This window comes from Ferdinandcohnia jepli (assembly GCF_047246645.1).
Taxonomy (GTDB): Bacteria; Bacillota; Bacilli; order Bacillales; family Bacillaceae_L; genus Ferdinandcohnia.
In genome coordinates this window covers 115,097-139,377 of the sequence record NZ_JBFOKR010000002.1, presented here as the reverse complement: position 1 = coordinate 139,377, position 24,281 = coordinate 115,097, and the positions used below count along the sequence as shown (strand labels likewise).

Annotated in this window: 24 protein-coding genes; 19 read left to right on the top strand and 5 right to left on the bottom strand. The window is 35.7% G+C overall.

Going from position 1 to position 24,281, the window contains the following annotated elements:
- Positions 1-183 precede the first annotated feature (183 nt).
- From AB3M96_RS02665 to AB3M96_RS02645, 5 genes are all read left to right on the top strand, one after another.
- The gene (locus tag AB3M96_RS02665; protein ID WP_412966021.1) at positions 184-723 is read left to right on the top strand and encodes a hypothetical protein; all 540 of its coding nucleotides are present in this window, start codon (positions 184-186) and stop codon (positions 721-723) included.
- 81 nt (positions 724-804) lie between these two features.
- Complete coding sequence (locus tag AB3M96_RS02660; RefSeq protein WP_412966020.1) at positions 805-1,944, top strand: acyl-CoA dehydrogenase family protein; 1,140 nt, start codon at positions 805-807, stop codon at positions 1,942-1,944.
- Between the two features lie 331 nt (positions 1,945-2,275).
- Positions 2,276-2,638 carry a cytochrome c550 gene (cccA, locus tag AB3M96_RS02655; RefSeq protein ID WP_412966019.1) on the top strand — a complete coding sequence of 121 codons (363 nt, stop codon included), beginning with the start codon at positions 2,276-2,278 and terminating at the stop codon, positions 2,636-2,638.
- Between the two features lie 176 nt (positions 2,639-2,814).
- Entirely contained in the window at positions 2,815-3,519 is a 705-nt protein-coding gene (locus AB3M96_RS02650; protein WP_412966018.1) for a tRNA (adenine(22)-N(1))-methyltransferase, read from the top strand.
- Positions 3,516-4,637, top strand: coding sequence for a Nif3-like dinuclear metal center hexameric protein (locus AB3M96_RS02645; protein WP_412966017.1), 1,122 nt, complete (start codon positions 3,516-3,518; stop codon positions 4,635-4,637). Before AB3M96_RS02650 ends, AB3M96_RS02645 begins: the two co-directional genes overlap by 4 nt.
- A 245-nt stretch (positions 4,638-4,882) precedes the next feature.
- Here the strand turns inward: AB3M96_RS02645 and AB3M96_RS02640 are convergent, their stop codons facing one another.
- A complete protein-coding gene (locus tag AB3M96_RS02640) occupies positions 4,883-5,830 on the bottom strand; it encodes a 4-hydroxy-3-methylbut-2-enyl diphosphate reductase (RefSeq protein WP_412966016.1) in 948 nt (315 codons plus the stop codon).
- A gap of 371 nt (positions 5,831-6,201) precedes the next feature.
- The gene (vrrA, locus tag AB3M96_RS02635) at positions 6,202-6,720 is read right to left on the bottom strand and encodes a VrrA/YqfQ family protein (protein ID WP_412966015.1); all 519 of its coding nucleotides are present in this window, start codon (positions 6,718-6,720) and stop codon (positions 6,202-6,204) included.
- A 283-nt stretch (positions 6,721-7,003) separates the two neighbouring features.
- On the opposite strand from vrrA, the gene AB3M96_RS02630 reads away from it, so the two are divergent.
- Complete coding sequence (locus AB3M96_RS02630) at positions 7,004-8,311, top strand: DEAD/DEAH box helicase (protein ID WP_412966014.1); 1,308 nt, start codon at positions 7,004-7,006, stop codon at positions 8,309-8,311.
- 59 nt (positions 8,312-8,370) lie between these two features.
- The gene (locus tag AB3M96_RS02625) at positions 8,371-9,264 is read left to right on the top strand and encodes a deoxyribonuclease IV (RefSeq protein ID WP_412966013.1); all 894 of its coding nucleotides are present in this window, start codon (positions 8,371-8,373) and stop codon (positions 9,262-9,264) included.
- A 110-nt stretch (positions 9,265-9,374) separates the two neighbouring features.
- Here AB3M96_RS02625 and AB3M96_RS02620 read toward each other — a convergent pair whose 3' ends face one another.
- On the bottom strand, positions 9,375-9,632 hold the full coding sequence (locus AB3M96_RS02620) for a DUF2624 domain-containing protein (RefSeq protein ID WP_412966012.1): 258 nt from the start codon (positions 9,630-9,632) through the stop codon (positions 9,375-9,377).
- A 99-nt stretch (positions 9,633-9,731) separates the two neighbouring features.
- On the opposite strand from AB3M96_RS02620, the gene AB3M96_RS02615 reads away from it, so the two are divergent.
- From AB3M96_RS02615 to AB3M96_RS02595, 5 genes are all read left to right on the top strand, one after another.
- Entirely contained in the window at positions 9,732-10,601 is an 870-nt protein-coding gene (locus AB3M96_RS02615) for a YitT family protein (RefSeq protein WP_412966011.1), read from the top strand.
- A 238-nt stretch (positions 10,602-10,839) separates the two neighbouring features.
- A complete protein-coding gene (locus tag AB3M96_RS02610; RefSeq protein WP_412966010.1) occupies positions 10,840-11,592 on the top strand; it encodes a metal ABC transporter ATP-binding protein in 753 nt (250 codons plus the stop codon).
- A 2-nt stretch (positions 11,593-11,594) separates the two neighbouring features.
- Positions 11,595-12,437 (top strand): metal ABC transporter permease, encoded by an 843-nt coding sequence (locus tag AB3M96_RS02605; RefSeq protein ID WP_412966009.1) that lies wholly within the window; start codon positions 11,595-11,597, stop codon positions 12,435-12,437.
- Positions 12,434-12,847: a zinc uptake transcriptional repressor Zur gene (gene zur, locus AB3M96_RS02600; protein WP_412966008.1), complete on the top strand. Its 414-nt coding sequence runs from the start codon at positions 12,434-12,436 to the stop codon at positions 12,845-12,847. Before AB3M96_RS02605 ends, zur begins: the two co-directional genes overlap by 4 nt.
- A 115-nt stretch (positions 12,848-12,962) precedes the next feature.
- Positions 12,963-13,349: a DUF4190 domain-containing protein gene (locus AB3M96_RS02595; protein ID WP_412966007.1), complete on the top strand. Its 387-nt coding sequence runs from the start codon at positions 12,963-12,965 to the stop codon at positions 13,347-13,349.
- 66 nt (positions 13,350-13,415) lie between these two features.
- Here AB3M96_RS02595 and ispG read toward each other — a convergent pair whose 3' ends face one another.
- Positions 13,416-14,510, bottom strand: coding sequence for a flavodoxin-dependent (E)-4-hydroxy-3-methylbut-2-enyl-diphosphate synthase (ispG, locus tag AB3M96_RS02590; protein WP_412966193.1), 1,095 nt, complete (start codon positions 14,508-14,510; stop codon positions 13,416-13,418).
- Between the two features lie 143 nt (positions 14,511-14,653).
- The gene (locus AB3M96_RS02585; RefSeq protein ID WP_412966006.1) at positions 14,654-14,983 is read right to left on the bottom strand and encodes a flagellin hook IN motif-containing protein; all 330 of its coding nucleotides are present in this window, start codon (positions 14,981-14,983) and stop codon (positions 14,654-14,656) included.
- Between the two features lie 268 nt (positions 14,984-15,251).
- Between AB3M96_RS02585 and AB3M96_RS02580 the strand changes: the two genes are divergently transcribed.
- The 7 genes from AB3M96_RS02580 to pstC all read left to right on the top strand — a co-directional run bounded on the left by AB3M96_RS02580 (position 15,252) and on the right by pstC (position 24,280).
- Positions 15,252-16,886 carry a Na/Pi cotransporter family protein gene (locus AB3M96_RS02580; protein ID WP_412966005.1) on the top strand — a complete coding sequence of 545 codons (1,635 nt, stop codon included), beginning with the start codon at positions 15,252-15,254 and terminating at the stop codon, positions 16,884-16,886.
- Between the two features lie 62 nt (positions 16,887-16,948).
- Positions 16,949-17,431: a DUF456 domain-containing protein gene (locus AB3M96_RS02575; protein WP_412966004.1), complete on the top strand. Its 483-nt coding sequence runs from the start codon at positions 16,949-16,951 to the stop codon at positions 17,429-17,431.
- Positions 17,432-17,653: 222 nt separating this feature from the next.
- Entirely contained in the window at positions 17,654-18,262 is a 609-nt protein-coding gene (sodA, locus tag AB3M96_RS02570) for a superoxide dismutase SodA (RefSeq protein WP_412966003.1), read from the top strand.
- Between the two features lie 141 nt (positions 18,263-18,403).
- Positions 18,404-19,690, top strand: coding sequence for an MFS transporter (locus tag AB3M96_RS02565; protein ID WP_412966002.1), 1,287 nt, complete (start codon positions 18,404-18,406; stop codon positions 19,688-19,690).
- A 225-nt stretch (positions 19,691-19,915) separates the two neighbouring features.
- Positions 19,916-22,042, top strand: coding sequence for a peptidoglycan D,D-transpeptidase FtsI family protein (locus AB3M96_RS02560; RefSeq protein ID WP_412966001.1), 2,127 nt, complete (start codon positions 19,916-19,918; stop codon positions 22,040-22,042).
- A gap of 212 nt (positions 22,043-22,254) precedes the next feature.
- Positions 22,255-23,238, top strand: coding sequence for a PstS family phosphate ABC transporter substrate-binding protein (locus AB3M96_RS02555; protein ID WP_412966000.1), 984 nt, complete (start codon positions 22,255-22,257; stop codon positions 23,236-23,238).
- Between the two features lie 100 nt (positions 23,239-23,338).
- Entirely contained in the window at positions 23,339-24,280 is a 942-nt protein-coding gene (gene pstC / locus AB3M96_RS02550) for a phosphate ABC transporter permease subunit PstC (RefSeq protein WP_412965999.1), read from the top strand.
- Position 24,281 lies beyond the last annotated feature (1 nt).

Sequence of the window (24,281 nt, the reverse complement as noted above, 5' to 3'; positions counted from 1 at the left end):
TCTTACAATTGAAGTAAACTATTTTTTTTGGCTAATATACTTTCCAAAACGCATTAGTACAACTTTGGCTCTACAGCCAAGAAGCAGAACGATGTTGGTTCACATATTGTGTCAGAGGCTAGGTTAACGCCGAGTTTTCATTATATAATAAATCCGTTTTTGCAGCCTGGAGTGAACGCTTTCATGAATCATGATCGAAAAAAAATCATTATAAACGAAATTATCTATTGGAAAAATAATAAGTTGCTACCTGAAGCATACTGTAACTTTCTACTTACCCTATATACGGAAGGAGAGGGAGTTGGTTTACCTGAAAAAACAGAAGCTTCAACCTTTACTTCAGTAAAAGTAGCAATTTTTACTTTACTAGGAATTGGTTTGCTTTTACCAGTTTTATTTCTTGTCACTTATTTTACTGAAATATCTCCTAATTTGCAAATGGTTATAAACTTTATTTTTTTAATTGTCAGTATTTTTATTGTGGTTAAAAATAACAATAATCAACTAATTTTACACATTGGTTTTATCATTCTTGCATTACAATTACTTATACTGTCTACCACTGCGGTGGAATCCTTCTTGAATGGAAAGTCTACATATATGATTTTGGTATTATTGTTAAATTGTTTAATTTGGATAGGTGTAGGAATTGCTACAACAAAAAAATATTTCTTAGTTGCTGGTGTAGTGGGTATTTTGACTGGAATTTTATTATTTATATAATTATCCTATTTAAAATGTTGTGAAAATTCATAAACTCCCTTTATAATAGGTTATGAAAACGCATACAACAGGAGGGGTTATATGAATTTTGATCTAACGTCAGAACAAAAGCTTCTACAGAAGACAATTAGGGAGTTTTCAGAAGCTGAAGTCGCACCTGGAGCTGAACAAAGGGATAAAGATAAAACGTTCCCGATTGAAGTATTTAAACAACTTGGGGAATTAGGAGTAATGGGTTTGCCATTTCCTGAAGAATATGGAGGCGCAGGATCAGATACAATCAGTTTTGCGATCGTTGTTGAAGAACTAAGTCGGGCTTGTGGCTCTACTGGTATTACATATTCCGCCCATATCTCATTAGGAGGGGCTCCACTTCATCTTTTTGGAACAAAAGAACAGAAGGAAAAATATTTAACCCCTATATGTACTGGAGAATCTCTTGGGGCGTTTGGATTAACTGAACCCAATGCAGGTTCTGATGCAGGTGGTACACAAACGGAAGCAATATTAAGAGATAATCAATTTACGATTAATGGTAATAAATGCTTTATTACAAATGCTAGCTATGCCAAACATTTAGCTTTAACGGCAATAACAGGTAGAGACAGAGATAAAAAAGAAATAAGTGCAATTATAGTGCCTACTGATGCAGAAGGTTTTAAAATTATTGATAATTACGAAAAAATGGGGCTAAATGCCTCTAATACAACAGAACTTGTATTAGAAGATGTTCATGTTCCTGAAGAAAATTTACTTGGTCGGCGAGGTGAGGGCTTTAGACAATTCTTAATCACATTGGATGGTGGAAGAATTGGAATTGGAGCTATGGCTGTAGGAATTGCACAGGCTGCATATGAGAAGGCACTTGCTTACGCAAAAGAAAGAAGACAGTTTGGAAAATCTCTTTCTTCATTTCAAGCGATTCAATTTAAACTAGCTGATATGGCTATGAAAATAGAGTTAGCTCGTAATATGGTCTATAAAGCTGCTTGGTTAAAAGACGAAGGCAGAAACTTTTCCAAAGAAGCATCAATGGCAAAGCTATATGCTTCTGAGGTTTGTATGGAAATTACGAATCAGGCAGTACAAATCCATGGTGGTTATGGATACATGAAAGAATACCATGTGGAGAGATTTATGCGTGATGCTAAGTTACTTGAAATCGGTGAAGGTACTTCAGAGGTACAAAGGATGGTAATCGCAAGAGCTATAGGATGTTAGTTTCCTGAATCCTCTCATTAGAGAGGATTTGTTTTTTTGTACTATAACTCTGAAACGCTTTATTTTCTCAATATGTTAAATTAGAAAACACCATTTTAAGCTTGTATATTGCAACATTCTTATGATAAGGTAACTATACTATAATCACTACTAATTGTGACGAAATTGTGACGAATTCTAGACAAATGTTTTTAGAATAATATGTTAATTAAGTTCTTGTACATTTAGGTCTTTCACTTCTCAAACTTTTCAAGTAAAATAGAGAGTGTTTGTATAGAATATAATATATCAGCTTACAAGGATTTACATAGGGTAGGGAGGTCAGAAAAAGATGTCAAAGAATCCATTAATACCATTTGCATTAATTGCTGTATTCGGAATTGGACTCATGTTCCTTCTAGGTTTTGTTGGATTAGGAAACATGGATGAAATGGCGAATGCTGGAGAGGAACAACCCGAAACTGCAGCTGCTTCACCTGAAGAAATTTTCCAAGGTAAATGTTCAGCATGTCATGGTGCAGATTTAAGCGGTTCTGGTGCTGCGCCTGCATTAACAGGAGTTGGTGGCCGTTTATCTGTTGAAGAAATCCAAGATGTAATCACAAATGGTAGAGGTACTGGAATGCCTCCAGGCCTAGTTCAAGATCCAGTACAGGTTCAAGAACTAGCAACGTGGTTATCTGAACAAGAATAATACAACTTGGTTTTTACTAAGTTTATGAGACACAATGTGTTTAAGGACAAAACCCTTTACTTTATGTAAGGGGTTTTTGTTTTAGTTTTATTTATTTTCACATTATGCAAGTTTTCATTATGGATATGGTACTGTTATAATTAAAACGAAATTATAAAAAGATGTGGTGTTAATAAATGAATGAAGATAAACTATCGAAACGACTTGAAGCAGTTGCCTCATACATACCATTAGGGGCTATCTTAGCTGATATCGGCTCAGATCATGCTTATTTACCTTGCTATGCAGTTAAAAAAGGAATGATTCGAAAAGGAGTTGCTGGGGAAGTAGCAAAAGGTCCATTCACTTCAGCAAAAAATCAGGTTGCAAAGAATAATCTTGAGGAACAGATAGATGTTCGAATGGGAGACGGCTTAGAGGTTATACAACCTAATGAAGTTACCTGTATTACGATTGCAGGGATGGGGGGCTCACTCATTCGATCGATACTAGAAGCGGGCTGTGAGAAGTTAACAGGTGTAGAAAGACTAGTATTACAACCTAATATAGGAGCCTACACCATCCGAGAATGGTTACTTGAAAATCACTGGGAAATAAAGGCTGAACAAATACTAGAGGAAGATAACAAAATTTATGAAATTTTAGTAGCTGAAAAAGGCGAACCTTTAGCTCCATATGAAAATGAAAAATCAGAACTACTTTTAGGACCGTTTCTACTAAAAGAAAAAAGTCCTGTATTCACAAAAAAATGGAGCAACGAGTTAAAACATTGGGAAAGAATTGTAGCACAACTAGAAGCCGCAGAAGATACTCCTGAAAATCTTTTACGTAAAGACGAGCTATTGGCCCGAATCTCAATTGTTAAGGAGGCATTACAATGACCAAAGTACCAAATGGATTTGAAGTGATTCAATTGTTTGAACAATTCTCGCCAAAGCATCTGGCACTTGAGGGTGATAAAATAGGTCTCCAAATTGGAACATTAAAAAAGCCAATTAAGCGTATTATGGTAGCCTTGGACGTGTTAGAAAATGTAGTTGATGAGGCTATAGCGAAGAAAGTAGACTTAATTATTGCACATCATCCGCCTATTTTTCGGCCATTAAAAGCAATTCAAACAGACACTCCAGCGGGTAGAATAATAGAAAAGTGTATCTTACATAATATTGCAGTTTATGCCGCTCACACTAATTTAGATGTTGCTGTTGGAGGGGTAAATGATTTGCTTGCTGATGCATTAAAACTGCAAAACATTAGTACATTAAGTCCATCATATGAGGAGAAGCTTAAGAAACTAGCCGTCTATGTCCCTGTTGGCGATGCTGAAAATGTGCGTAAAGCACTAGGAGACGCTGGTGCTGGTTTCATTGGCAATTACAGTCACTGTACATTCAATACACAAGGCACTGGAACATTTTTGCCAGGTGAGGACACTATTCCACATATAGGAGAAGTAGGAAAACTTGAAAGTGTTGAGGAAGTTAAGATCGAAACAGTATTTCAAAGTAGCCTACAAAAAAGGATCGTAAATGCAATGTTAAAGGCTCATCCATATGAAGAGGTGGCATACGATATCTACCCTCTTGAAAATGAAGGGAATGTTCTCGGACTAGGCAGGGTGGGTTATTTAGAACATGAAATGACACTTGAACAGTTTGCTCAGCATGTTAAAAAATCTCTTGATGTTGAGGGAGTGCGTGTAGTTGGCAGCCTAACTGATACTGTTAAAAAAGTCGCTGTATTAGGCGGAGACGGAAATAAGTACATCACTCAGGCAAAACGTTCTGGAGCTGATGTGTATGTTACTGGAGATATGTACTATCATGTTGCACACGATGCAATGATGATGGGATTAAACATTGTCGACCCGGGGCATCATATCGAAAAAGTTATGAAAAAGGGTGTAACAAACGTATTAACAAAGCTTTTCGAACAGGAAAAGTTTGAGGTGGAAGTATTCCCATCAGAGCCAAACACAGATCCTTTTGTTTTTATGTAAGGAATTGGGGGCGCGGTGATGGTAAGAAACAAGATGTTACGTCTCCACTCAAATTGCTTCAAGGTGTGTTTGTAGATTCAATGTTGACGAACCCACTCAACTTGGTTTTTAGAAGTGAGAGGGTAAGAATGGGAGTTAACATACCCACTCAGCACCGTATTCAAGGTTAACGTAACAACCCTTATATATTTTCAAGATTGGTTGCGCCTATAGTAAATAAAAAAAGCATTTCCAATTGGAAATGCTTAGTTTTTTGGCTGTTTAACTTTAGGTAAGACTTTAAATAAAGGGACTTTTCTTTCTCTTTCCCATGTTACCTCATTTTCAATGTCAAACTGCTCTAAGAATGTAATAACTTCCTTTGTAATCGGTGTTGGGGTAGAAGCACCTGCGGTAACTGCTACCTTTTTAATTCCCTTTAGCCATTCAATTTGAATCTCACTTACATCTGCTACGCGATAAGCTTTTGTCCCTGCAATTTCTTCCGAAACCTGTGCAAGTCTATTAGAGTTGTTACTTTTTGGATCGCCTACTACAATTGTTAAATCTGCCTGGCCAGCTTGTTCAGCCACAGCCTCTTGTCGTACTTGAGTGGCGAGGCAAATTTCGTTATGAACTTCGGTATGAGGATATTTTTCCTTTACCTTTTCCATAACATCGATTACGTCCCATTGACTCATTGTTGTTTGATTGGTAACTACTAGTTTTTCACTAGTAAGTGTAAGGTTTTCAACATCCTCCACTGTTTCAACAAGGTGTACATCGTTTGGAGCAACTCCAACAGCACCTTCAGGTTCTGGATGACCTTTTTTACCAATGTAAATTATTTGATAGCCTTCTGCTATTTTTTCTTTAATTAAATCATGTGTTCTCGTAACATCTGGACACGTTGCATCAAGTGTTACAAGGCCTCTTTCTCGTGCTAATTTTTTCACTTCAGGTGATACACCGTGAGCTGTAAAAATAACGGTACCCTCTTTAACTTGATTTAATATTTCTAAACGGTTTGGTCCATCAAGCGTAATAATGCCTTCTTCTTGGAAAGCATCAGTTACATGCTTGTTATGAACAATCATTCCTAATATATATATTGGTCTAGGTAAAGTTTTATCTAAAGCGGCATTCTTGGCAATAACCATTGCATCAACCACACCATAGCAATAACCGCGTGGAGCTATTTTGATTACTTCCATGCTAATTCCTCCTAACTCAATCGGATTGGTGCATTATCTAAGATGTTATTCTCGTAATCTCGTATTTCATTATATATGAGTATAGAGGATAATACAAAGGACTTTTAGTAGTTGTCAAAAAGTCACAAAATGAATTTGACTAAGCAAAAAAGCCTCTATGTGTGTACACATGAGGCTGCGGTTTCGGTGGGTATACTATTATAGTCAAATGTCTCATGGCGCTTTTGTACCGAATTTTTCTAGAGTTTGCATTAAAAAATTCCTTTGAAAATCATGGCTTCTTACAGTGACATTAACTGTATTTTGTAGAGATTTTGTATCCTAAATCTTCAAAATTCAATTTCATATTTTGTAGGGGAGACTACTGATAATTAAATATAAAGCTTTGGTACAGATTTACCTGATCCGCTTGCTGTAGATTTTGACTTTTGTTCCTTTTTATTTTCAGTGTCAGTTACTTCTGAAAGCGAAATAGAATCATCTGAACTTTTCTCATCATCACCAGTATTTTTTATGGCGTTGTACATTTTGATCATAGACGGGATATTTTTTACCAATGGCCCGTATTGCTGGACCATAGGGACAACGGATTCTGCCATTTTTAACGTTTTTTGCACATTTCCCATAATAGCACTTAGATTCGAGGGGTTTGCTAGATTTTGCAACGTTGATGGATTTAAACCTTGCATTGAGGAAGGATTCATAAAACCACCCATTCCACCCATCCCTTGCATAGGATTTGACTGGCCCATTCCAGGGATTAATCGTTTTAACAGTCCTCCAAGTCCAGGCTTACTTTGTGGTTGCATCATTTGTTGTGGAAAGCCAAAAGGATTAGAAAACATTGAAGGTGGATTCATTGGAGTCATTGGTCTTCTAGGAAAAAACATACTTATCCTCCTTTCATTTAATGAGATAAGTAAAAATGTATAATACCCTTGTTTTTAGGATATGCGATTAACATACTAATTGTTTAATGAATTGAAAGATTGGGCACACAATAATAGCAATTGGAGTTTTTATAGAAATTCCTATATAATTATTAGTTAGGTTAATGACAATAAGAGTAGGGCATTTCTATATTTGAACTACATTCACTGTTTTAATGGAATATTAAAATTAAAAATTATTTATCTTTAGCCAATACATAATCACAATAAATGAGGGATTTTTATGACAAAACAGGGTTTTGAGCGTTTTGATTTACAACCGTTCATACTTGAAGCATTAGGTGAATTAAAATTCACACAACCGACGGAAATACAGGAGCGAATCATTCCTAGTATCATGCGTGGAGAAAGTGTGATTGGGCAATCACAAACAGGTACAGGTAAAACACATGCGTACCTACTGCCGATCCTTAATCAGATTGATCCAAGCAAACAAGAGGTCCAAGCAGTTATAACAGCTCCAACAAGAGAACTTGCTTCTCAGATTTTTAAGGAAGTCGGTAAAATCATTAAGTTCTCTGAGGGTGAATCGATTACAGCTAAATTATTTGTAGGTGGAACTGATAAGGCACAGGCAATTGAAAAGCTTAAGAACCAACCACATATTGTAGTTGGTACACCAGGGCGCATCAATGACCTGATAAAAGAACAGGCTTTAGTTGTTTATACTGCGGAACAATATGTTGTGGATGAAGCCGATTTTATGCTGGATATGGGCTTTATAGAAGATGTTGACCAAATTGCATCACGTATGGCCGAAAAACTTCAAATGTTAGTGTTTTCCGCAACAATACCAGAAAAACTAAAACCTTTCCTAAAAAAATACATGGAAAATCCTAGATATACACATGTTGCACCGAAACAAGCAACTGCAGCGAAAGTTGAACATATTTTAGTCCCACTAAGACACCGTAATAAGCTTACACTTTTAGAGAAAATGCTAGAGCTGTACAATCCGTATTTAGCCATTATCTTTACAAATACGAAAAAAATGGCGGATGAAGTTGCCGATGGACTGCTAGAAAAAGGGTTAAAGGTCGGTAGAATTCATGGTGACCTGTCTCCAAGAGAACGTAAAAAAATGATGAAACAGGTTAATGCGCTTGAATATCAATATGTAGTGGCTACTGACTTAGCTGCTAGAGGGATCGATATTGAGGGTGTCAGTCATGTTATAAATTTTGAACTGCCTAGTGATTTGGATTTCTATGTCCATAGGGTAGGTAGAACGGCAAGAGCGGGTTATTCCGGAATTGCTGCAACGATGTATGATCTTTCAGATGAAGATGCTCTTGTAAAGCTTGAAAAAATGGGTATTACCTTCACCAATATGGATATTGAAAAAGGTGAGTGGGTGAAAGTCGGTGAGCGTAATAAGCGGAAGACGCGCCAAAAGCAGACTGATGAGGTTGAAAAGCTAGCTCAAAGTACAGTAAAGAAACCTAAAAAGGTTAAACCAGGCTATAAGAAAAAAATGAACCGTGAAGTGGAAGAGTTTAAAAAGCGACAAAGGCGTTTGAAAAGAAAATAGTCTGATTATATGCTAAAATAAATCTTGGAGATTTGTAAGGGAGATTGGAGTGTTAAAGTATGCTTAAAATTGGCTCGCACGTGTCAATGAGTGGGAAAAATATGTTATTGGCTGCTAGTGAAGAAGCGGTATCGTACGGTTCAAATACATTTATGGTTTATACAGGTGCACCTCAAAATACTAGACGTAAAAAAATAGAAGACTTAAATATTGAAGCTGGACAAGCCCATATGAAGGAAAATGGAATAAGTGAAATCGTAGTCCATGCACCTTATATAATAAATATAGGTAATACAACTAACCCGGCAACTTATGAATTGGGTGTCAATTTTCTTCGTTCTGAAATTGAACGTACAGAGGCACTAGGAGCAAAACAAATTGTTTTACATCCAGGAGCTCATGTTGGTGCAGGAGTGGAAACTGGTATAAAAAGAATTATTGAGGGGCTTAATGAGGTATTAACAAAAGATCATCAAGTACAAATTGCATTGGAAACCATGGCTGGAAAGGGATCTGAATGTGGAAGCTCCTTTGAGGAATTAGCTCAGATTTTTGATGGAGTAACGCATAATGACAAGCTTTCTGTTTGTTTTGATACGTGCCATACTCATGATTCAGGGTATGACATTGTTGAGGATTTTGATGGTGTGTTAGAACAATTTGATAAACTTATTGGGATTGACAAGATAAAAGTTCTGCACATTAATGATAGTAAGAACCCTAGAGGGTCTCGTAAAGATCGCCACGAGAATATTGGCTATGGTCATATCGGGTTTAAAGCACTGAGCTATATTGTTCATCATCCGGATCTACAAGAAATTCCAAAAATTCTTGAGACACCATATGTGGGCGAGGATAAAAATAGCAAAATGCCACCATATAAATTTGAAATAGAAATGCTTCGCTCAGGCACTTTTGATGAGAAGCTGCTAGAAAAAATAGTAAACCAATAGTTAGCATAGAAATGCAAGAAAAGCTGTCTATCTGACAGCTTTTCTGTTTTCTATAGCATCTGTAATTGTCGAGATCTTTACTAGAAAGTATAATAAATATATTGGGATTGCTAACTAGTGAACTTAATAAAAAGTTGATTTAACTTTCTAGCAACTTCTGGGCTGGTTACACGTGCAATTTCTCTAAGTAATTGATTTTTTTCTTCTGCGTTAAAGATATTTATATTCTTTTTACTTTTTATTAGTTTTAATACATTTGCTGCTTGTTCCTTCGTAACATAAATTTCATATTGTTTTCCATATTTAACTAAATCTCCAGGTGTTAATGTTTTAAGTTTTTGATTTATAATCTGCTGATAGATATTCATTTTAAAATTCACCTTCCTCATCTTAGTTTATTGAAGAGGATACGGGTTCGTGCAAAAATAAAAAATAGAAAATAAAAAAATAAAAACGGGGGTGGCCAGATGCATCGAAAGCATAAAAAAGAGAGTTTTGGACATGTGCTATTACGGGTAGTTATGATCATCATTGGTGCTGGTTTTGCTGCTGCAGCAATTGAACTTTTCTTACTTCCAAATAAAATTATTGATGGTGGTATAATCGGTATTTCCATGATTGTTGATTATTTAACTCCAAGCTATATTACATTTGGTTTATTAGTAGTCGTTTTTAACCTTCCATTTATGTATTCTGGTTATAAACAAATCGGTAAAACATTTATGTGGTCAAGTATTTTTGGAATAGTATGTTTAGCAATTATTGAGACCCTTTTACATTATGTCGAACCTGTTGATGTCGAACCTATCTTAGCGGCTGTTTTTGGAGGTTTGTTATTAGGTGCAGGGGTAGGTCTTGTTATTCGTAATGGTGGATCTATGGATGGAACTGAAATACTATCTATTATCTTAACAAAAAAGCTACCATTCTCTGTTGGAGAATTTGTAATGTTCATCAATATCTTTATATTTGCAATAGCTGCTTTTGTATTTGGTATTGAATCAGCAATGTATTCAGTGTTAGCTTATTATATTGCCTTTAAAACTATTGATACAGTAGTTGAAGGACTGGATGAAACAAAAGCTGCAATAATTGTATCAGAGCAATTCGACGATGTTTCAGATGCGATACTCCATCGTTTGGGGCGTGGTACTACTAAGCTTAAGGGTAGGGGCGGCTATACGGATGCAGAAAAGGAAGTAGTGTATGTTGTCGTCACAAGGCTCGAAGTTACGAAGTTAAAAGCAATTACTCACGAAATTGATCCAAATGCGTTTATTACCATTATGGATACACATGAAGTAAAAGGTGGAAAATTTAAGTCAGCTGTCCACTAATGAACATAGATTAAGTCTTTTTCTAAAAGATTCTGTATATGTAGACAGAGTTTTTTAAAGAAAGAGTTAGTCTTTTTTTAATAGGGTTTGAAAATGGTAATCACACCATCAAAGTAGTTAACTTTACATTCTAAAAATCTTCTTGTATACTTCATATAGCGTAAATCGTAACGATTCTTAATAAGGGTCGATTTTATTTAAATAAGGTGATAACTTGACACAAACTAACTCAGTTTTAATGATAAAAGATTTATCATTTCGTTATGATGAACAGACTGTTTTAGAAAATATTCATTTAGATGTACCTAGAGGTGCTTTTTTGGCCATTGTTGGTCCAAATGGTTCGGGTAAAACAACATTGTTGAAAAGTATCCTTGGTTTATTAAAGATTCAGAAGGGTTCAATTAAGCTTTTTGGTTCTGATATAAACAAATTCAAGGAATGGTACAAAATCGGATTTGTTTCTCAAAAGGCAAACAGCTTTAACTCTGGTTTTCCAGCAACCGTTTTTGAGGTTGTTTCAAGCGGGTTAACGTCGAAGCTTGGTCTATTTACATTTTTAAAAAAAGAACATAGAAAAAAGATTGAAAACGCACTTCAATCTGTGGGAATGGAAGATTTTCTGAATCGAAATATAGGTGAACTTTCTGGAGGACAACAGCAGCGTGTTTTTATTGCACGTGCACTTGTTAGTGAACCTGAGTTACTAATTCTTGATGAACCAACTGTAGGTGTTGATGCCGGTACGGTTCAAACGTTCTATAACATACTGGAGGATATTAATAAAAATAAAGGAATAACCTTGATTTTAGTCACACATGATGTTGGAACAATTTCTGAAAAAGTTACGCATGTTGCATGCCTTAACAAACATATGCATTTTCATGGAAGTGCAGAGGAATTTGAACATGTTAAAGAACAGGATTTATCTGAGTTTTATGGGCATCCGCTTCAGGTTATTACCCATGATCATACTCATGGAAGGGGATAACAATGCTAGCTGATATTTTTCAATTTGAATTTTTACAAAACGCATTCTTGAGTGGCTTGCTTATAGGATTTATTGCACCATTGCTCGGAGTATTTATTGTTGTTAGAAGGCTGTCATTAATTGCGGATGCATTAAGTCATGTGACATTAGCTGGGATAGCGGCTAGTCTTTTACTTGAGAAGAAACTTGGTTTTACACAAGCGATTAACCCTATATATATGGGGATGACGTTTTCTGTTATTGGTTCTTTATTTATTGAAAGGCTACGTGCGGTTTACAAACACTATCAGGAATTGGCAATTCCCATTATACTCTCGGGCGGAATTGGAATAGGCGTAATTTTTATCTCGTTAGCTGAGGGATTTAATACAGACTTGTTTAATTATTTATTTGGGAGTGTTAGTGCCATAAGCCGTTCGGATTTATGGACGATACTTGCGATAACAATCGTCGTCCTTGCCATTGTTATTTTCTTATATAAAGAATTGTTCTTGTTATCGTTTGATGAGGAACATGCTGCAGTTTCAGGAATAAATTCAAAAGCAATACATTTTATCTTTATCATAATTGTTGCTTTAGTAATTGCTGCATCTATGCGAATTGTTGGCATATTGTTAGTTTCATCTTTAATGACATTACCTGTGGCAGCAAGTATCCGGGTTGCCAAAGGTTTTAAGCAGACCATTATTTTATCAGTTGTTTTTGGGGAAATTTCAGTCATAGTTGGGTTGATTCTTTCCTATTATCTTGATTTAGCTCCTGGGGGAACGATTGTTATATTGGCAATTTTTATCCTGCTTTGTGCAATTGGATGGAAAAATGTTAGGAGAGGTAGAACAGTATGAATGTAACAGAAGCGATTGAGCTTATGAAAGAAAAGGGATTCAAGCATACAGGTAAAAGAGAAGAAATGCTTGAGTTATTTTCTAATTCAGATAAATACCTTACTGCAAAAGATGTATTGGATCAATTGAAGGATAATTATCCAGGATTAAGTTTTGACACGATTTATAGAAATCTTTCTCTGTTTGTAGAACTTGGAATCCTGGAAACAACGGAGTTATCTGGTGAAAAACATTTTAGATTTTCATGTGGAGGAAGTCACCATCATCACCATTTTATTTGCTTAGATTGTGGCAAAACAAAAGAAATAGCTTCTTGTCCCATGGATAAAATAATGGATAACTTGCAGGGATATGATATCACTGGGCACAAGTTTGAGATTTATGGGGCATGTCCTGATTGTAGAGTATAAAGTTACGAAAAACACATTGCAGTTATCTAATATGAAATGATTAACAATTATAATTATCCCTTAAAGCACTCATACTATAAATGCTCCTTAACCTTAAGGAAAGCGAGGGATAAGCATGGCAGAAGACACAAATGTTAGAAAAATTCGAGACGATGATTTTGAATATGTCGACCCTAATTTAGGTGCAAATGCTGACTCAAGCTACAATGAGGAAACTGCAGCCGAAGTTGCGGGACCAATAAATTATGGACCTGCTAGAAGAGAATCTAATAATACTGGAAATAACACAGGGGATAACGCAATGAGTGGTACTGGTTTAGGCTGGTTAGCTCTTGCTTTATCAATTATTTCCCTATTTGTAATGCCTGTATTAATGGGAGCAGCAGGTATTATTATTGGATTCATCGCCCGCAGACGTGGAGCTACAGGTTTAGGAGCGTGGGCAATTGGAATCGGTGCCGTTTCAATTATTGTCGGTATCTTTATCCTCCCATTCTTTTAACCAAATATAGACAAAAAAACAAGCCCGACACTATCGTGTTGGGCTTGTTTTTGATTAATGTACTTATTATTTTTGAGCTTCTTGAGCTTGTTTTGCGTAATACTCTTCAGCAAGTTTATCGATTTCTTTCTTTAATTCCTCTACCATTGTTTCCTCTGGAACTTTACGGACAATTTGACCCTTCCGGAATAGTAAACCTTCTCCTCTAGCTCCCGCAATACCAATATCAGCTTCACGTGCTTCTCCCGGGCCATTAACAGCACAACCTAATACTGATACCTTTATTGGCGCTTTTACTTTGGAGATATATTCTTCAACTTCATTTGCAATTGAAATAAGGTCGATTTCTATACGGCCACAAGTAGGGCAGGAAATCAATGTAGCTGCATTAGATGCTAATCCGAATGTTTTAAGCAATTCACGAGCTACCTTTACTTCCTCGACTGGATCTGCACTTAATGAGATACGTAATGTATTACCGATCCCTTTACTTAAAATTGCACCAAGTCCTGCAGCACTCTTAACAGTACCAGAGAAAAGTGTTCCTGATTCTGTTATACCCAAATGCAATGGGTAATCAAATGCCTTCGCTGCCTTTTCATAAGCCTCAATAGCCAAAGGCACGTCAGATGCCTTCATCGAAACGATAATATCATGAAAATCAAGATCTTCTAATATTTTGATATGGTGTAACGCACTTTCAACCATACCATCTGCAGTAGGATACCCATATTTTTCAATAATCCGTTTCTCAAGTGATCCGGCATTAACCCCAATTCGGATTGGAATTCCTTTTTCTTTTGCTGCTTTAACAACAGCCTCTACTTTTTCTTTGCGCCCGATATTTCCAGGGTTGATCCTAATTTTATCAGCTCCGCCTTCGATTGCTTTCAGCGCTAACTTATAATCGAAATGTATATCAACTACTAGAGGAATGTTAATTCTTTTTTTGATTTCTGGAATTGCGTTTGCTGCACGTTCATCTGGACATGCTACACGTACAATCTGACACCCTGCTTCTTCAAGGCGTTTAATCTCTGCTACAGTTGCTTCAACGTCATGCGTTTTAGTTGTGGTCATACTTTGAATTACTAGTTCATTGTTACCACCAATTGTTAAATTTCCAACCTTTACAGGACGTGTTTTTGTACGATGGATGATTTCACTCACGAATATCGCTCCTTCAGCTTAGCTTCATTTCTTATCATAATTAAGAGTAATCCTTTTTGAAAAAAATATCTAGGTAAATATCCTATACCTGCCTATTTTACAGTCAGTTCCGCAAAATGACAAGAAAAGTGTATTTAATCATTTGTATAAAGTGGAAATTGATAAGTCTTACCAATTTGAAGAAGATCAGCTTTTGTATTTTGATTTAGCTCCTCAAAATCCTTGATAACTTTTTCTATTGAAGTAATTTTGGTATTTTTGTTTATCTCTTCAACAATTGATAATACTGTATCGCCAGCTTTTACTTTTATTTCTATAGAGGGTTCTACAGGTTGGTCTTCCAAGACTTTTTCTAACACTTCTATTGTTTCACCTTTTACTGAAGGTAATGTTCCAATTTTAATATCGTAATAAATTATATATAGGACAAAAATTATACTTAGGAATGCAAAGAGTTTTTTCAACTATAAAACCTCCATTTTAATTTGTTTCCATATTACAAAATATGCTTGTCCCATTTTTATATAACTAAAATGTTAAGAAATAGTCGAGAGCCAAGTCAATTTAGTAACAAATACATACTTTTATAGAACTTAGAAAAAATACATGTAAGAGTCATCAAAAAAATTGTTCGACATCATTCGTAATTTATTTCTTTACAAGAAAATTTTACTAAGGTACTATTTTTAGTGGGTTTGCTTACAAAAAATATATTTTTTAGGAGTTGGCAAAGTGGAACTAGATGTACAAAGTATGATATTTCAGTTTATAGGTGGTTTAGGTATCTTTCTATTCGGAATTAAATATATGGGAGATGGCCTTCAAAAATCTGCTGGAGATAAACTTCGTGACATTTTAGATAAATTTACAACAAATCCATTTATGGGTGTACTAGCTGGTATCTTTGTAACAGTTCTAATTCAGAGTAGTTCAGGTACAACCGTTATAGTAGTTGGACTCGTTAGTGCTGGTTTTATGACTCTGCGACAGGCAATCGGAGTTATAATGGGTGCGAATATTGGAACAACTATAACAGCGTTTATCATTGGTATTAAAATTTCCGATTATTCCCTGCCAATTATTGCCGTTGGAGCAATATTGTTATTTTTCTTTAAAAATAAACGAATACATAATTTTGGACAAATCGTATTTGGCTTTGGTGCCCTTTTCCTTGGATTAGAATTCATGGGAGATGGAATGAAGCCACTGCGTACACTTGAAGCTTTTCGTGATTTAACTGTAAGTATGAGTGACAACGCAATTCTTGGGGTTGTTATTGGTACGGTATTTACTGTAATTGTACAAAGCTCAAGTGCTACGATCGGGATTCTTCAGGAGTTATTTGGTGAAGGTCTATTAGATATAAAAGCTGCCTTACCAGTATTGTTTGGTGATAATATTGGGACAACAATAACGGCTGTTTTAGCTTCTATAGGTGCGTCAGTTGCTGCAAAAAGAGCTGCATTGACACATGTTATCTTTAATCTAATAGGAACCTTCATATTCTTATTGGTACTAGCTCCGTTTACAAAACTAATAGTTTGGCTTCAAAGTACATTGCATCTAAATCCGGAAATGACCATTGCGTTTGCGCATGGTACTTTTAACGTTACAAACACAATCATTCAATTTCCTTTTATAGCTATATTAGCTTATATAGTGACAAAGCTAATTCCAGGAGAAGATGCTCTAATAGAGTACAAAGCAAAACATCTAGACCCGGTCTTTATAGAACAATCACCATCTATTGCCTTAGGACAGGCAAGGGAAGAAGTAGTGAGAATGGGTGAATTTGCAGTAAAGGGATTAGAAGAATCTAATACTTACCTAAAAGAAAAAAGCCAAAGATATTCAGAAACCGCAATGCAAATTGAGGATGCAATAAATAATTTAGATAAAAAGATTACAGACTATCTCATAAAACTTTCAGGAAGTTCACTTTCACCGCAAGAATCCGAACTACATTCAATCCTTGTTGATAGTGTTCGTGACATAGAAAGAATAGGAGATCATTTTGAGAATGTGGTTGAATTGGTTGATTACCAAATTTCCAATAAGGTTAAGCTAACTGATGATGCGATGGATGATTTAAATGAAATGTTTGATTTAACAATCTACACAGTTAATGAGGCGGTACAGGCACTTAGGAATAATGACCGTACATTAGCAATCGATGTAGTAAAGCAAGAGGAAAAGATTGATACAATGGAAAGAACTTTACGTAAGAAGCATATACTTCGTCTAAATGAAGGTTCTTGTTCTGGTCAAGCTGGAATCGTGTTTGTGGACATTATTAGTAACCTAGAAAGAATTGGTGACCATGCTGTAAATATTGCAGAAGCAGTTCTAGGTGAAAGACATTTATAATAGAACTAAAGTAAAATACAAGGCAGCTTGCCTTGTATTTTTTTAAAAGGAGGAGAAAAAACATGGATATCATCATGTGGCTGCTAGTAGTATTATTATTCTTAATTTCATTTATTGGTTTGGTATACCCTATTATCCCTAGTGTTTTATTTATTGTAGGCGGATTTATTGTTTTTGGGCTATTTCAAGGATTTGAATCATTTTCAGTTTTGTTTTGGGTGATTGAAGGCTTGTTTTTTGTATTGTTAATGGGAGCAGATTATGCAACAAATCTTATAGGTGTAAAGAAGTATGGAGGAAGTAAAGCGGCTATCTGGGGAAGTACAATTGGATTACTTATAGGTCCATTTGTAATACCGATAGCGGGGATCATCATCGGACCATTCATAGGTGCATTCCTTGCAGAACTTCTTATTCATAAGAAAACAGCTAAAGATGCATTTAAAAGTGGGTTTGGGTCAGTAATTGGATTTTTGTCTGGAGTAGTTGCAAAGGGAATTATCCAAGCAATTATGATTATTTATTTCTTGGTGGTAGTTCTGTAATTCTCGAATAAGTTTCTGTTACATAGGGAAGTTTAGATTTGTTGATGTTGATTTAGAAAAATGTTCACAAAATATCTATTGATTTTTCTGAAAAAACATTGAATTGTATAGGCGTTTTGTTTGAAAGATTATGCTAATTTTGGTAATCTACATTTAGGTACTACTGAAGGCGTATGTTTTCAAAGGACCAAATTATGTACATATTTAAGGAGGAAATAAACAATGGCATACGAATTACCACAATTACCTTATGCATATGATGCATTAGAGCCACACATTGACAAAGAAACAATGAACATTCACCACACTAAGCACCATAATACGTATATCACTAACGTGAACAATGCTTTAGCAGGTAACGAAGAATTAGCTAGCAAATCAGTTGAAGAACTAGTATCTAACCTTGATGCTGTTCCTGAAGATATCCGTACAGCTGTTAGAAATAACGGTGGTGGACATGCAAACCACAGCTTATTCTGGACTATCCTTTCTCCAAATGGTGGAGGCGAACCTACTGGTGAAATTGCTGAAGCTATTACTAGCAAGTTCGGTAGTTTTGACGCATTCAAAGATGAGTTTACAAAAGCAGCTACAACTCGTTTCGGTTCAGGTTGGGCTTGGTTAGTAGTAAACAACGGTGAGCTTGAAGTAACAAGCACTCCAAACCAAGATTCTCCATTAATGGAAGGTAAGACTCCAGTTCTTGGACTTGATGTTTGGGAGCATGCTTACTACCTAAATTATCAAAACCGTCGCCCAGATTATATTTCTGCATTCTTTAATGTAGTAAACTGGGAAGAAGTATCAAAGCGCTATAGCGCAGCAAAATAATGATGTAGCCAGTAGAGAAATCTACTGGCTTTTATATTCTCCTCAAAACAATCCTACTCCTCATTCACATTTGTACAATCTTCGTATATCTGACTCCTTTTATGACAAACTAATTAGTAGATAAAAAAGGGGAGTCAGCTAATGTTTCGTTTTAAAAAGGTACTAGGAGATGTACCTATTCATAAAGACTTAGTATTGTTATTAGTAATTGGTGGCCTTTATGCACTTAGTACTGCACTATCAAATACGTTTGTAAATGTTTTTTTATGGAAGCAATCTGGTGACTTTAGGGATTTAGGGTTTTATAATTTATCAGTTGTAGTGCTACAACCACTTACATTTATTTTAGCTGGAAGATGGGCTAAGAAGATAGATCGCGTGATTGTTTTGCGGTTAGGAGTATCATTTTTAGCCATATTCTATATAACAGTTTTAGTCTTTGGTGAAAGGGCATCACAATTTTTATTTGTCTTAGGTGGTTTACTAGGTATTGGTTATGGCTTTTATTGGTTAGCTTTTAATGTATTAACGTTTGAAATCACAGAGCCTGAGACCCGTGATTTTTTTAATGGCTTTTTAGGTCTCCTTGGTTCATTTGCTGGAATGATTGGACCTATCGCTGCAGGTGTCATTATTTCTACTATGGAAAGCTTTACTGGATATACGGTCATATTCGGTATTTCGTTAGGACTCTTTACGGGGGCAGTCATTTTAAGCTTCTTTATTAAAGGAAGAAAGGCTGAAGGAAAGTTCTTATTTAAAAGAATTTTAGCGGAAAGAAAGAATAATTCGAATTGGAAGTATATACTTCATGCGCACTTTTTCCAAGGAATCCGTGAGGGAACGTTTGTATTTGTAATTTCAGTCTTAGTGTTTGTTGCAACAGGAAGTGAACTAGCATTAGGAAAGTTTGGTCTTATTAATTCAGGGGTATCATTTTTATTTTACTTCTTGGCCACTAGACTAATTAAAAAGAAAATGCGAAAGAAAGCGATTCTTTTAGGTGGTCTTTTATTATACCTCTCTATTTTCGCGATTCTATTTGAAGTTACGTATGCAAGGTTAATTATTTACGGAATTTTGATAGCGATAGCCTATCCAATTATTTTGGTACCTTATAATTCCTTAACCTATGATGTAATCGGTAAGGCCTGGAAAGTAAAGGAAATGAGAATTGAATACATAGTTATTCGAGAAATATTCTTAAATGCAGGAAGGTTTGTTTCAATCCTATTATTTTTAGCTGCAGTTACATTTTTTGACGATAAACAAAGTATTCCTATTTTGCTTGCAATAGTAGGGGGCGGACATTTAATCATTTATTTCTTTATTCGGAATATCAATATGCCAGATGCAAAAGGTCCCGTACAATCTAAATCAGCTGCAAATCGTAAACTGATTGAGGGTGAAGGTGGATCTACTGCATAATTAATAGCGTAGTAATTTACTCTAAGTTGTTTAATTTTTAGGATTAAAGTAGAAGAAAGATATCGATTTCCACCAATTTGCGGAAATCGTGTTTTTTAATAGCAATCAAGTGTATTTTCTTTTACAATAAGAATAAGGGCACCTGGCCTGACTAGGTGCTCTTTTTAACGCACTTGAGAAAGATGTCCAGTGTAATAATTACTCTATAAAAGGTTGATGATATAAATGATCAAAAAGAAAAAATCACATGTGCCGTTTCGGTTGAATATGTTGTTTTTTGTTGTTTTTCTTCTTTTTTCAGCACTAGTTTTGAGATTAGGTGTTGTACAAATTGTACATGGAGAGAAATTTCAAAAAGAAGTAGACAAAACCGAAAATGAAATTGTAAATCTTCCTGTACCTCGCGGGAAAATTTATGATTCCTATGGAAGGGTAATAGTTGATAACCTTGCCATGAATGCTATTACTTACACACGTGCCAAGGGTACGAAGAATGAAGATGTATTAGAGGTTGCTGAAAAGCTGGCAACACTAATCGAAATGGAATCAGATAAAGTAACAGAGCGTGACCTAAAAGATTTCTGGATGTTGAAACATCCTGATGAAGCCGAAGAGTTGGTTCCAAAGTCTGAAATTGAAGAGAAGGAATTATCAAGTGGTGATATTTATAAGCTTCAGATTGAGCGTATCACAGAGGATGATCTAAAAAAGATTACGGAACCGGAACTTGAGGTCGCTGCGATATATCGTGAAATGACGAAGGGCTACGCACTTGTACCTCAAATTGTAAAAAATGAAGGTGTCTCAGCCGAGGAATATGCAGTTGTATCTGAAAATCTTGAGAACCTTCCAGGTGTTAATACAACGACCGATTGGATTCGTGATTATAAATTTGATGCAACATTAAAATCAATTCTTGGTCGAATTTCTGATACAGATGATGGTTTACCGAGTGAAATGCTTGATTATTATCTAGCTCGAGGTTATAACCGTAATGACCGTGTCGGTTTAAGTTATCTTGAATATCAATACGAGTCAGTATTACACGGCCAAAAAGCAAAAGTTGAGAATGTGATTAAAGGTAACTCAGTACAAGAAACGATTGTTATTTCTGAAGGGCAGCGAGGCAGCGATCTTGTCCTAACAATTGATATGGATCTACAAAAAGCAGTAGAACAAATCTTGGAAGAAGAATTAATAGCTGCCAAACAATCACCAGGTACTCCGTTTCTTGATCGTGCATTCGTTGTAATGATGAATCCTAAGACAGGTGAACTTTTAAGTATGGCCGGCAAGGTCTATACAAAAGATGAGAATGGAAATGTTGTTTTCCAAGACTATGCTCTAGGTGCTATGAATTCGTCATATGAAATGGGTTCAGTAATAAAAGGAGCAACAATGCTCACGGGTTACGAGACCGGTGCGATCGATATAGGTAGTACTCACTACGATGCTCCTATGGATATTAAAGGTACTCCTATAAAAGCATCTTGGCAGAACATGGGCCTAATTAATGATTTAACTGCACTTGAACGTTCCTCGAACGTTTATATGTTCAAAACCTTTATTAGGATTGCAGGCGGGACGTATATCCCGAATCGTTCACTTCCAATTGATGAAGGGGCATTTCCGATTATTCGCAACTATTTTAGCCAATTTGGATTAGGGGTAAAAACAGGGATTGATTTACCTGGTGAAGCGGTCGGATTTGTCGGAAAGGATACTACAACTGGTTTCTTAATGGACTTAGCAATTGGACAGTATGATACTTATACTCCATTACAGTTAACACAATATGTATCAACCATTGCAAACGATGGATACCGTATGCAACCAAAGATTGTTAAACAAATTCATCAACCTACGTTAGAAGATAATGAACTTGGTCCAATTCAAAAACCTTTTGAACCTACTGTCTTAAATCGTATAGATATGGATATGAAATATATTGAACGGGTTCAAGAAGGATTTGTGCGAGTTATGCATGGCGCAAGAGGAACTGCAAAGAGTTATTTCGGTAATAAGCCATATAAACCAGCAGGAAAAACAGGATCTGCTGAAACTCGTTATTATAACGCTGAAACTAAACAAAAAGGTGATTCAGTAACAAGTACACTTGTAGGTTATGCACCATATGATAATCCTGAGGTCGCATTTTCTGTAGTAGTTCCTTTCTCTTATTCAAAAAACAATCATGGTATGAACCTTAAGGTAGGATCTCGTATCTTAGATAAGTATTTTGAACTTAAGGCAACTGATCGGAATACCTCAACAGAGCAATCAGAAACAACAGAAGAAGCACAGGGAGAAACTGCTCCAGACGAAACGGAAGAAGAACCAGAAACTGAATAAAAAATAAAAAACAGCTTAACGAGTAATCGTTAGGCTGTTTTTTTGTTTAAAAAAATGCATTGGAATCAATCAACAATTTCTGTGCATATTCATCATTTTTTGCATATTTACAAAACCTTTACAATCAATTCATACGAGATTAATAGAGTGAGATTATTCTAAACTCGTAGGACAAAAGCAAAACACTTTAAAACCTTAGGGGGAATTAAGAAATGAAACGCTTGAAGTTCTTTGGATTAGTAACAATGGTAATCTCGATGCTTGCACTCGCTGCATGTGGTAGCAGTGGAAGTAACACTGAGGAAAACGATACTCAAACTGGAAATGGTAATGCAAGTGCAGAATTAGAAGGTAGTGTTGTAATCGATGGATCCGGAACTGTTTATCCTTTCATGTCTAAAATGGCAGAAAATTATATGTTAAATGAACAAGAAAACGTATCAGTTGAAGTTAGCCGTGCTGGAACAAGTGCAGGCTTCAAAAAGTTCTTAGTTGAAGAAGGCGGAACAGACTTTAATGACGCATCTCGCCAAATTAAGGATGAAGAAGCTGCTACAGCTGAAGAGTTAGGAATTGAAGTAAAAGAACTTAAGGTAGCACTTGATGGTTTAACATTCGTTGTACACCCAGATAATAATTGGGCAGAGGAATTAACCCAACAGGAAGTAATTGATATTTTCTTAGCAAGTGCTGGTAAGAAAAAGTGGTCTGATGTTCGTGCTGATTTCCCAAATGAACCAATCAAAACATATGGGCCAAACGAAAATCATGGTACTTATGAATTCTTCTGGGAAAATATTTTAGAAGAACAAGACCTTGTAGCTAATGCAAATCTTCAACAAGAGTATTCAACATTAGTTGATCTAGTTTCAAAGGATAAAAACGGAATTGCATTCTTTGGTTACGGGTATGCAGTAAATAACACGGATAAAGTAAAAATAATAAAAATCGATTTTGGTAAGGGTCCTGTTGAACCGAATCTAGATACAATTAGTGAAGATGGAGACTACGCACCATTTACAAGACCAGTATTTACTTACCTAAATGTAAACATGGCAAAAGAAAAGCAACAAGTATTAGATTATGCAATCTATACAATGAAAAACGCTGCTGAAGTTGCTGCAGAAACTGGATTTGCTCCATTACCAGATGATGAGTTACAAAAAGTAGTAGAAGAGCTAGAAGGATTAAAATAAGTAGTAGATAAAAGAAGAAGATGAGAGAAGGGTATCCCCTCATCTTCTTCCACATTAAAATATTTGGCCGAAAAATTAGAAGGATTGAAGGGAGTCTATCATGAAGGAAGGACCTAAAACTGTGAATGTCAGAGAGATGATTGCACAAAACAAAAGTGCAAAAAACATAAATACATTCATTGAAAAAGTGATTCCGAAAAGCTTGCTTGTGATTGCAATTATCTCCATTTTAACTACAATAGGAATAGTTTTCACATTGCTATTTGAAACATTTGAGTTTTTTAAGCGAGTACCTTTTCTAGACTTTTTTACAGGTACTGTATTAAAACCCCTCGGTGATAATGCTGAATTTGGGGTACTACCCCTTTTAACCGGAACAATAATCTCTTCAACGATTGCAATGCTTGTTGCAATACCTGTTGGTTTAATGTCAGCTATTTATTTAAGTGAGTATGCTTCTGAGAGGGTTAGGAAGGTATTAAAACCCATTCTGGAAATATTAGCTGGGATTCCAACGATAGTATATGGTTTCTTTGCATTAACATTCGTTACACCACTATTGAGATCTATTATTCCTGGTCTTGAACCAACCAATATCCTCAGTCCAGGAATAGTAATGGGAATAATGATTATCCCTATGGTTGCCTCCTTATCAGAGGACGCGATGAGCTCGGTACCAAATTCTATAAGAGAAGGTGCATTAGGGCTTGGATCTACTAGATTAGAGGTTACATGGAAAGTTGTTATTCCTGCTGCTATGTCTGGTATTATCGCTTCATTTGTACTTGGAATATCCCGTGCAATTGGCGAGACAATGATTGTTGCCATTGCAAGTGGAAGCTCTAAGAACTTTACTTTTGATATTACCCAATCTATGCAAACAATGACAGCTTATATTGTCGAAGTTACGGGTGGAGATGCACCTGCTGGATCAACTTTGTATTATAGTTTATATGCTGTAGCTATGACTCTGTTTATTTTCACTTTACTAATGAATCTATTTGCTCAATATATTTCTCGCAAGTTTAAGGAGGAATATTAAA